The 9,292-nt window shown below is 58.7% G+C and carries 10 protein-coding genes; 3 read left to right on the forward strand and 7 right to left on the reverse strand.

Translation table 11 applies throughout. The annotated features are described in order from the left end of the window. Window positions 1–251: 251 nt before the first annotated feature. The 6 genes from BP858_RS10745 to BP858_RS10770 form a co-directional block, all read right to left on the reverse strand. Complete coding sequence (locus BP858_RS10745) at window positions 252–821, reverse strand: hypothetical protein (RefSeq protein WP_214166104.1); 570 nt, start codon at window positions 819–821, stop codon at window positions 252–254. A gap of 36 nt (window positions 822–857) precedes the next feature. Continuing rightward, the gene (locus BP858_RS10750; protein WP_074175793.1) at window positions 858–1,820 is read right to left on the reverse strand and encodes a hypothetical protein; all 963 of its coding nucleotides are present in this window, start codon (window positions 1,818–1,820) and stop codon (window positions 858–860) included. A 9-nt stretch (window positions 1,821–1,829) separates the two neighbouring features. Then, window positions 1,830–2,591, reverse strand: a complete 762-nt coding sequence (locus BP858_RS10755; RefSeq protein ID WP_074175794.1) for a DUF6345 domain-containing protein — start codon at window positions 2,589–2,591, stop codon at window positions 1,830–1,832. A gap of 607 nt (window positions 2,592–3,198) precedes the next feature. Further along, window positions 3,199–4,179: an ABC transporter permease subunit gene (locus BP858_RS10760; protein WP_214166101.1), complete on the reverse strand. Its 981-nt coding sequence runs from the start codon at window positions 4,177–4,179 to the stop codon at window positions 3,199–3,201. Window positions 4,180–4,186: 7 nt separating this feature from the next. Further along, entirely contained in the window at window positions 4,187–5,209 is a 1,023-nt protein-coding gene (locus tag BP858_RS10765) for an ABC transporter permease subunit (protein WP_214166100.1), read from the reverse strand. A gap of 105 nt (window positions 5,210–5,314) precedes the next feature. Continuing rightward, window positions 5,315–6,145 carry a hypothetical protein gene (locus tag BP858_RS10770; protein ID WP_074175797.1) on the reverse strand — a complete coding sequence of 277 codons (831 nt, stop codon included), beginning with the start codon at window positions 6,143–6,145 and terminating at the stop codon, window positions 5,315–5,317. A gap of 286 nt (window positions 6,146–6,431) precedes the next feature. On the opposite strand from BP858_RS10770, the gene BP858_RS10775 reads away from it, so the two are divergent. Together BP858_RS10775 and BP858_RS10780 are read left to right on the forward strand one after the other, a co-directional pair. Continuing rightward, window positions 6,432–6,884, forward strand: a complete 453-nt coding sequence (locus tag BP858_RS10775; protein ID WP_074175798.1) for a hypothetical protein — start codon at window positions 6,432–6,434, stop codon at window positions 6,882–6,884. 40 nt (window positions 6,885–6,924) lie between these two features. After that, window positions 6,925–7,740 carry a winged helix-turn-helix transcriptional regulator gene (locus BP858_RS10780; protein WP_281767499.1) on the forward strand — a complete coding sequence of 272 codons (816 nt, stop codon included), beginning with the start codon at window positions 6,925–6,927 and terminating at the stop codon, window positions 7,738–7,740. A 119-nt stretch (window positions 7,741–7,859) separates the two neighbouring features. On the opposite strand, the gene BP858_RS10785 is transcribed toward BP858_RS10780, so the two are convergent. Continuing rightward, window positions 7,860–8,381: a hypothetical protein gene (locus BP858_RS10785; protein WP_074175800.1), complete on the reverse strand. Its 522-nt coding sequence runs from the start codon at window positions 8,379–8,381 to the stop codon at window positions 7,860–7,862. 447 nt (window positions 8,382–8,828) lie between these two features. Here BP858_RS10785 and BP858_RS10790 point away from each other — a divergent pair, with 447 nt between their 5' ends. Continuing rightward, window positions 8,829–9,125, forward strand: a complete 297-nt coding sequence (locus tag BP858_RS10790) for a hypothetical protein (protein ID WP_250317138.1) — start codon at window positions 8,829–8,831, stop codon at window positions 9,123–9,125. Window positions 9,126–9,292 lie beyond the last annotated feature (167 nt).

Here is a 9,292-nt window from a genome sequence, read left to right on the forward strand (position 1 = left end):
GAGGACGCGAGGGGGACTATGCCGCCCAGCAAGCGAACTTCGCGGCTTCGCGCCCTTCGCGTAAGGTGGTATTGCATGGACAATATTAGATGAAATGCTCCACTAGTGCCGGGCGAACAGACGATCCACCGTAATGGAGAGGTCGGACCCGAGCCGGAGATCGTGCCTGCTGGTGAGAGCAGCGTTCCCTCGTTCGCGACTCCTTCCCGAGAGAATTATCTGCAGGCATCCGAGCCGTTATCCTTCGGGTTCTACGACTCCTGCATAACCGGCGCGACCAGATCGCGGAGTTCCCTGCGGTTGCGTGATGTGTCCCAGACCCCGGATTTATCATCAGCCCGCGTGATGATCATGGTCTCAGGATAGCCTTCGAGATCGAGAAAGATTATCGCTTCGTTTACCGTGATCACCTTCAGCAACCCACCAACGAGATAACTTGTCTCAAACGTCGTGGGAACCGAGAAGTTCATCGCGACGTAGGTGCCGTTCTGTTTCATGGCCTCCAGTTCTGCCGACGAGAACCCCATCTTATACTGGCCAGAGATGCTCTGGATCTGCTCTCGACATTCTGCTTCGATGGCAGGATACCCGGAGTCATCTGGATAGAGGAAGACGCTCCTGCTCCCTACACGATGGATCTCGATGTAGGGAGTATCCTCCCGGGGACCGTCTGCCGAACAAGGCGTCTGGCTCTCCGGAACTTCCCACGGCATCTCCTTACCGGCCCCTTGCAGGCCTGGATTCGAGAGTACATCTGCTCCAACCAGGATCAGCGCACCCACGGCGACACAGGCGATGACGAGATACAAAACCTTCTTCATACGCACTCACCCGAAAATAGAAGGTGACCAGGGCGGTCACTTCACCGCCGGGATCTCCTCCCGAAGGTCAGGGCACGCGGGGATATACCTGACAAACGGAGTCTTCGCGGTCCCATCCCGCACCTCGCCGGTGAAGATGTAGACCGGGATGAGGTAGGCAGGCTCATCCATCGCCGGTGCTTCATAGTAGCCAGGTTCGATCCCGGTGATAACCACGGTCTGGCCCTCTGTGTCAGCCGCTACCCCGGCGGCCTTTAATTCTTCAAACGCCTCCTGCGGCGGAATGACCGCTATCTCCTTCTCCGGGGTGCAGTCCCTCCAGAGTTTGTAGACGTTCAGGATATCCCCGCCGTCGCCGATCTCAACCGTCAGTTTCGAGCCGACAACCAGCCGGCCGTCGATTGTGCGGGAGTAGGAGACCTGAACATCCTCAAAGGCGATGCCGATCTCTTCACCGTTCTCGTCGTACTCAACGATCCGGGGGTGCTCGATGCCAGAGATGACTGCACCGGGGGGCACCAGACCGGTCTTCTCAAGATACCGGGTTGCGATTCCGACCGCCTCATCATCTGAGGGGAGGTTTTCCGGCAGATCGTTGCCGTTTGGGTTCATCCAGCGAGGAAGATCGATCAGGGCAACGCGTCCTGACCTCGTATGGACTTCCAGTGAGTAGGGGTCGTCGGAGAGCAGGATCTGGTCATGCGACTCGCGGATCGTTCCTTCCAGGCCCATCTTCTCAGCCATCGCTGAGACGAGTTCTGTCGTGATCTCCGGTTCCACCACCCGGTACAGGACGACCGTCTCAGGCGTTGATGGGAACGCAGCAGAGAGGGTGTAGGTGAGGTTTGTGGTACTCCCCGATTTCATGCTGCCTGTCAGGTTGGAATGGTCAGCGCCGGGTGCATGCCCGTCGCTGAGAAGCAGGGGTATGCCAATGGCACAGAGTACTCCCAGGAGCGCAAGGATTCCGGCGCTTATCCCAATTTGTTTTATATTCATCTGATCACCTCAACACTGGTACTTGCTATACAGGAACGACGTTCCGGGCGTCCCCTGGTCCCCGTGGCCGTAGACATAGTCGGACCAGCAACCCTCGCGGGCGAGGGCTGCCGCATACGTTGTCGATGGTTCTGTATCTTTCGCTGCAATGAACCACGCCGTGGTGATCGGCTGGGTTGTCCACGTGCCAACCATCCGGTGTACGAAGTTAGAACCTCTGTTCGAGACATCGTGACATTCAGTATGGAAGCCGGTCATAGAGTGCAGACCGCCGAATGCGTCGTACCAGTTTGTGTGCCGATCTTCCCGCAGAACCGAGCAAGCATCGAGTGTGACCCAATCCATCTGCGTATTTCCCCACAAAGCGTCGTTATAATGTAACTTGAAGTCATCCTGGCTGGTACCAAACGCAAATCCTGAACCATCACTATAGCCGTGCCCTGAAAAAAACGCGAAATGCGTCTTATCCACGTAAATGTAATCAATTCCACTTCCAGACTTGCTGGGATCTTTCCAGTGTCTATCCAGGGCCTGGCCATCGCCATAAATGAACGATCCCCACCATGATGAGTCACCGCCAAGCTGGTAGTAAAATCCCTTTGCATTTTCCTCGTTGCAGTCTAAATTTGAATTTTCGAAATCCGGATTATTACTATAATTATTTCCCCACTCTGCGCAACAGTAGTAGTACGCGCTTGCAGGCACCACCGCAGCCATTAACAGCACCACTATGAGTAAGGGGAGTGGCCGCATTTTGATTCTTTGTTCCATCTACTCGACCTCCGTATTTGCATGCCCCGGGAGGCCACAGAACCGCAACGACTATCCTTGATGACAGCCGACAACCCTACTGCCCTCCGGGCACGCGGTGGGGGTCAGGGCACGACGCCAATCGAGACACCCCGCCCCCGCGGGATACCGCGTGCGGCTTCCCCGATGGAGACTTCGGCGTTGCTCCCCATAACGTTTCTCTCCATCGCGTTGAATTGTCGTCGCGGCTCAGGCCCGCCGGATCTCCAAAAATAGCAGTGAAGAGTCCGATTCATGAGTGGGACGGCCGACCTCCAGTCGAAACCGACCCTGATCACCATCTCACGGGTTTGAGAACACACGCCGACCTGAACCCTGTACACATCCCGCTGATATCGAGATCCGGCGATACCATTGATCCGTTTCCGGCGCGGCCCCTCGTTAGAGGGGAGATGCGCGCAAGGTGGGCCGCTCTCTGCCGGCACTGGGTATCACCATAACACCTCATCTATGATATTCGTCTGTGCATCGGGGCATACTGTTTCGGCGTTTCATCTCGAATGGGCAAGGAGACCCCCTGCGCAAGCGGGGGGTAGTTGACCAGAACCTCCAGACCCCTTGGTTCTGCTCACCGCAGATCGATCCGCATGAACCGCACATAGGCAACGGCGAGGAAGATCGCCGGGAACGCAAGAAGACCGATAAGGTTCTGCCAGACCCCGCCCAGCGAGGCTGCCAGGTCCTCCCCGGTCAGCGCCCCCCGCATCACCCCGAAGTTGCCTTCGGGGCTGAGTGCCAGCATCATATTTTGGACACCGCCGTAGGTCGCGGCGTGAACGTGCATCTCCTCCTGGTAGCGCTGCACCTCGTCCGGCGGGGCATCGGCACCGGGCCACGGCGGCGCGGGCCCGGCGACCGTTCGTGCCACATCCACGGCAACGACAGGCACCACCGTCGAGAAGAGGATGAAGACCACCATTGCCCAGGCAAGCGCCCTGCCGCTATCCTCACTGAACGCGGAGAACGCGACGGCGACACCGAAGTAGGCGAGCAGGAAGAGGAGCGTGGCGCCCCAGCAGCGCACCACGATCACTGCATCGTGCGGGGTCACGGTGAGCCCGGCGACGAGCACCCCGCCCAGTGCCACAGCGAAGACCGCGGCGGATGCGAACGCCAGCACCGCGACGCCGCCCAGGGTCTTGCCAGTGATGACTTCGTCGCGATAGACCGGCCGGGAGAGGAGCACCTTCAGGGTGTCCTCCTCCCGCTCCCCTGCGATGAGGTTGAACCCCACGGCGATCGCAATCAGCGGCCCGAAGATCCCGAACGTGTCCCCTATTCTCTGGAAGATCAACCCCGCCAGCGGGGGCGGGGGTGTGGGGAGGGGAAAGAGGGGCGAGGGGTCGGCATGCGCCGCCCTCTCCAGCGCCCTCTCCAGGAGGAACTCATACGATCGCATCATGCTCGCATAACTGGTAAGAGTAGTCTCCAGGGAAAGAACGGTCAGGATACCAAAGAGCGCGAGCACCAGGAGGAACGTCCGGTCAGTGAGGTGGTCGGCAAACTCTTTTCGTGCGATGATGGCCACACGGGAGAGGTCGATCGTCATCGATGTATCACCTGATATCCATCCTCTGGAACGCGATGAAGACGATCCCGAAGAGCACGAGCGGCGCCATGAAGAGCACCAGCACGTTCTGCCAGAACCGCGCGAGGGCGTCTGTCGGGCGGGCCGTCTCGTCATACGGGAGATGCATTATAGAACCCTCGATGAACGTGTAGCCGGTGAGCCTCGGTTCAAGGGCGCTCGTTGCAACCAGTTCGTAGTTCCACTGCGGGGCGAAGACCGTCACGACACTGTTCACCAGCTCGAGCCGGGCCTGGTAGGCGTCCCGTTCGGAGAAATCTGTACCCGGGGGAGGGTGAGGCCCACAAACAACATCCTTTGCCACTGCTCCCGCTGCCGGGACGAGAGCGGTAAAGACGAAGAATGCTACCAGGGCGTATAAGAAAGCCTTTCCTGTCCGGGGCACCATCGTCGAGATCATCAGGGCGAGGCTGAAGTAGAACGACAGAAAGGCAACCGTCACGAGCCCGAAGAGCGCGATCATGACCAGGTCGTCAAGGCCGGGCACGATCCCGTCAACGAGGAGGAGCCCGAGAGAGGCAGCAAGCCCGGCAAAGACGAGCGTCGTCAGGGCAAGAATGCCCCCCAGCGCCTTGCCGGTGATGATCTGGTCCCGGAAGAGCGGCCGGACAAGGAGCAGTTTGAGCGAACCGCTCTGCCGCTCCCGCGAGACGAGGTCGAACCCCATGGCGATCGCCAGGATCGCCCCGGTGGTCGAGAACGCCGCCCGCGGGAGGCCGGAGTAGACGTCCGCGGCAGCAGGCGGGACGGAGCCAAATTCCTCGACACCCCACGGGGTGATGATGGGACCTTCGGCGTACGCCTGAGCCTTCGCGTGGTAGCCGGCAAGACCCTGCTGGAACGGGATGATGCAGACCACGAGGAGCAGGACCGCAAAGAGAAGAAACGTCCGGCTCGTCAGGTGGTCGGTGAACTCCTTGCGGGCCACCGTCAGCAGACCGCTGCCGGTCGACCGGTTGCTCCGGGTTGGGGATGGATTGTCGCCGATCATACTTCACGCTCCGGGGAAGGTTGGGAACGCAGACGGTCCCGGATTCGGAGCCCCGAAAACCCGGAGCGGGAAGCACATCCTCGCGCCATCAGTCTCGTGCCGTCCCTAAAACTGCCTTGTCGTCAGGCAGTACGTCCATAGAACAGCCGAACCCGTACTGTCCTCCCGCCTCTCTTCACAGATACCATAGATAGACTGCGTCCCTTCATGATTTCCAACCCAGTCGACCGCATACCTTCCGGCGCTTCCCACCCGGCATTCACCAGGTTTCGGCCTGATCTTGCCCTGGTGGAGCACGAAGTCCCTGCTGATGCTGTGGCAATCCGGTCCCGGAAACTCGAGGCCAAACCGTAATGTAACTGTGTCTTCAGTGCCATAGATATCCGAGTCGGGGGCGTAGATCAAGAGGTTAGATGAAGAGTTCTCGAACGCTACCCGGCTCCAGAAGTTCCGAAGGTTTGAGGCATCTCCCATCCGGGTATCTTCACGGTTTTGCGCAGCGCCCCACTGCCACCAGTAGTAATGTTCTCTACCCTCTTCGTCGGTCAGATCGAGCGCATAGAGGACCAGTGCATTGTCGGAGCTGGCCAGAACCACGCCGTCATCGTTCCTGACCTCCAGACTACCGTTCCATGCCGATACATACCGGATATTCGGCGTCATAGCAGGCTCCGGGGACGAACCCCGGGTTTCGTAAGGAATGTGCAGTCTTAATGCGCTCACGGCCTCCGGCCCGTATCTCTGCTCCATTCTCCCGGCATAGACCATGAATTCATCTTCAGACATCCCTGAACTATTGGGAGCTATTCGCAGTGTTTCCTGAGCAGTACTCGCAGGAAGAACTGCCTCTGCACTTACCGCCAGCGCAAAGATTGCGCCGACGATCAACAGCGCCGCGACGAGGATGCTGATTCCAAAGAGATGTCTAGGATTCATGGTTCTTCTTCTCCTTTGTGCGTATCCCGGCGGCCGCAGAGCCGCAGCGACTATCATTTCCGGGCGCCAACAACCCCATTGCCCTCCGGGCACGCTGTAGGAGTCCGGACCCTGTCCCTACGGCCGAGCAGGGCTCCCGGGGATACCGTTCAGGCATCCATGCTCTTCTATCAGGGAACAGGGTTCGATATAGTTTACGGCCACCCAGCCTGAGGAATATGCGACATGTAGCTGCAGTGGCCGTAAAAGCCATATAGATGTTTTAGAAACTCCTCTACGATGCACTATGAACCTCTGTAGAATCGCAACAGTTATCATGGTCGCCGCGGCGCTGCTGGTCACGACCGTAGCGGCGCAGGAGACGAGTAATCACAACTACATCGTAACCCCGGCCGGGGAGACGATAACTGAAGATAACCCACCATTTACCCCGATGACCGCCGGCAGCATCACGCAGGGCGAGACGAAATGGTACTCGATCTATATTGCCCCTGGCACAATGGAATTCGCCATTGACCTGAACTGGGGCGACGCGTCCAACTCGCTGCGGCTGAGAATTTACGCACCTGACACTGTGCTCGGACCGTACTATGATGCATACGACGGTGTGGACGGAAGGCTGTATCTCCAGATAAAGAACTCTAATGACTCTGTCCCCCTGCATCCAGGGACGTGGCGGTTTGAGGTCTATGGACACCAAGTGACCGGCACCCAGGACTACACGTTCACCTGGCAGTGAAGATCGAAACGTTGAACCCCTCTTCCGGCGACGATCCAGCATGGTGCGGTGGAGCCGGATAACGATACTTTTTGTTGCCGCAACCCTTACGGCCCTCGTGATCCCGGGCACGGCAACAGCCCGCTACGTTGTCGAGCCGATGACGGAGGAGTACACCGGCGAGATGCACGACTTTGAGGAGATCACATTCTGGGACCTCCCGCCCCGGGTGATGCTCCTCCACTGCATGCTCACGGTCCTCCCCGCATGCTTTTTCCCCGGCGAACTCCTCTATCTCCTCAGCATCCTCCTGCCGCTCGGGTTCCGGCGAGTGACAAGGCGCACCGTCCTCGACGACGACTTCCGGCTCGACCTCTACCGGCAGATCACCGACCGCCCCGGTGCCAGCACCCGGGAACTCCGGGAGCTGACGGGTGCATCACGAGGGCGGCTCCGCTACCACCTTGACGTGCTCATCCGGGAAGGCAAGGTGGCCGCCGTGGACTACCGGAACCGCGCTAGGCACTTTGCACGAAACCAGCGGTATACCGCCCTCGAGAAGCGCATCATCGCCAACCTCCGAGACGAGACCCCGGGGGCGATACTTGCACACCTTCTCAGGTCGCCGGGCGCAACCCGAAACGAGATCGCAGAACGACTCGGGCTCGCCGGTCCGACGGTCTCCTGGCAGATGCAGCAGTTTGAGGACGAAGGAATCGTCACCGTCGATCGGGAGGAGAGAACCTTCCGCTACAGGCTCTCCACCGGTGCCCGGGAGTTCCTCAACAAGCATCAGGACCTCCCCCGCCCTGTCGGGCACCGCGGTACCCCCTGGTGGTTCCTCCCCACCCAGGGCCGCGAGGTCCCGTCTGAGTAACCCCGGCGGCCTCTCCTTCCTGGTGCCAGGGCCCCCTGACCTGTCAACTATCCTGTCGACGGCGTAACCCTGACCCGGGATCCATGAGTTCACAGCACCCGGGCACCCGGAGTAATGCCTCAGTTCCCGGATGTACCCCCATCCACCTGAAGAGTTGCATTAACCAGAGCGCTCAGGTGCCCGATCCCTCGTTCTGAATTGTATGCCACCACTTGTGGACCGCCGTCCGTTCTGAAAGGATCGGGTGCATCAGAGATCACAAAGAGATCGATATCAGCATACGGTCCAGGATCGTGCAGCCCAAAGACCGCACTTCGCAGCCTGATCGTGCCAGAGTCAGTTCCGCCAACATGATACGAGTGCCTGAGATCCATCGGTTCCGGCAGGATGAGCTGGACATAGGTACTCTCTTCTTTGTCCATCCAGTTTGAGAGATCTTCCCAGGAGACGTAGATCTCAACAGGCGGCGTCAGGCTACGGAGGACCGCCACACACTCGTCATAGAGGGGCCCAAACTGCTCATCTTCTTCCGCAATCCGCGCCGTCCCTCTCTCCGTGGCATGGATGAGAACCAACGCTCCTTCCTCTGGAGGGGGAGGGGCGTAGTGGAGGAGGACAGCAGAGAGAAGGACGATGAACATGAGGAGGATGAGAGAATATCTTTTGAATCTTGGTTTCATGACTCCAGACCTCGAGTCATGCGTATCCCAGGGGGCCATAGAACCACAACGGCCATCCCTGATGACGGCCAATAGCCCTACTGCCCTCCGGGTACGCGGCGGGGCTGGGATACGACGCCGATCGAGAGCGCCGGGCTCCCGCGGGATACCGTTCAGGCATCCATGCTCTTCTGTCAGGGAACAGGGTTTGATATAGTTTACGGCCACCCAGCCTGAAGAACATGGGACATGTAGCTGCAATGGCCGTAAAAGGTATGTAGTGATTTTAGAAACTCCATTACGATGCACTATGAACCTCTGCAGAATCGCAACAATTATCATGATCTCCGCGGCGCAGGAGACAAGGAGTTATGACCACATCGCAACCCCGGCCGGAGGATACCCGAAAAGAACTCTCCATCTGTGCCTATGAGCATAAGTAGCATCGCACAAGGCGAGACGAACTGGTACTCGACCTATGTTGCCCCTGGCACAACGGAACTCGTCATCGACCTGAACTGGGGCGACGCGTCCAACTCGCTGCGACTGAGGATTTACACGCCAAGGTCCGTGCTTGGGCCGTACTATAATGCATACGACGGCGTGAACGGTAGAATATACCTGCATATGAAGGACACTGTCAACCTGCACTCAGGGATATGGCAGTTTGAGGTCTATGGGTATCAAGTGACCGGTGCTCAGGACTACACAATCATCTGGCGGTGAAGCCGTCCCAAAGGTATCCGGTGACCGAAGATCCACATAATCCAAAGCACTCTTGGAGCATTTCATCTCATATTTCACGTGGCATCCCATCAACTCACGCGAAGAGCGCGAAGAAGGGCGTAACAATCCCGCGGGCGTCAAGGATTCGCGCTCTCCCGCGTGCTTTC

The sequence above is a fragment of the Methanoculleus sp. UBA413 genome (assembly GCF_002502935.1).
Classification (GTDB): domain Archaea; phylum Halobacteriota; class Methanomicrobia; order Methanomicrobiales; family Methanoculleaceae; genus Methanoculleus; species Methanoculleus bourgensis.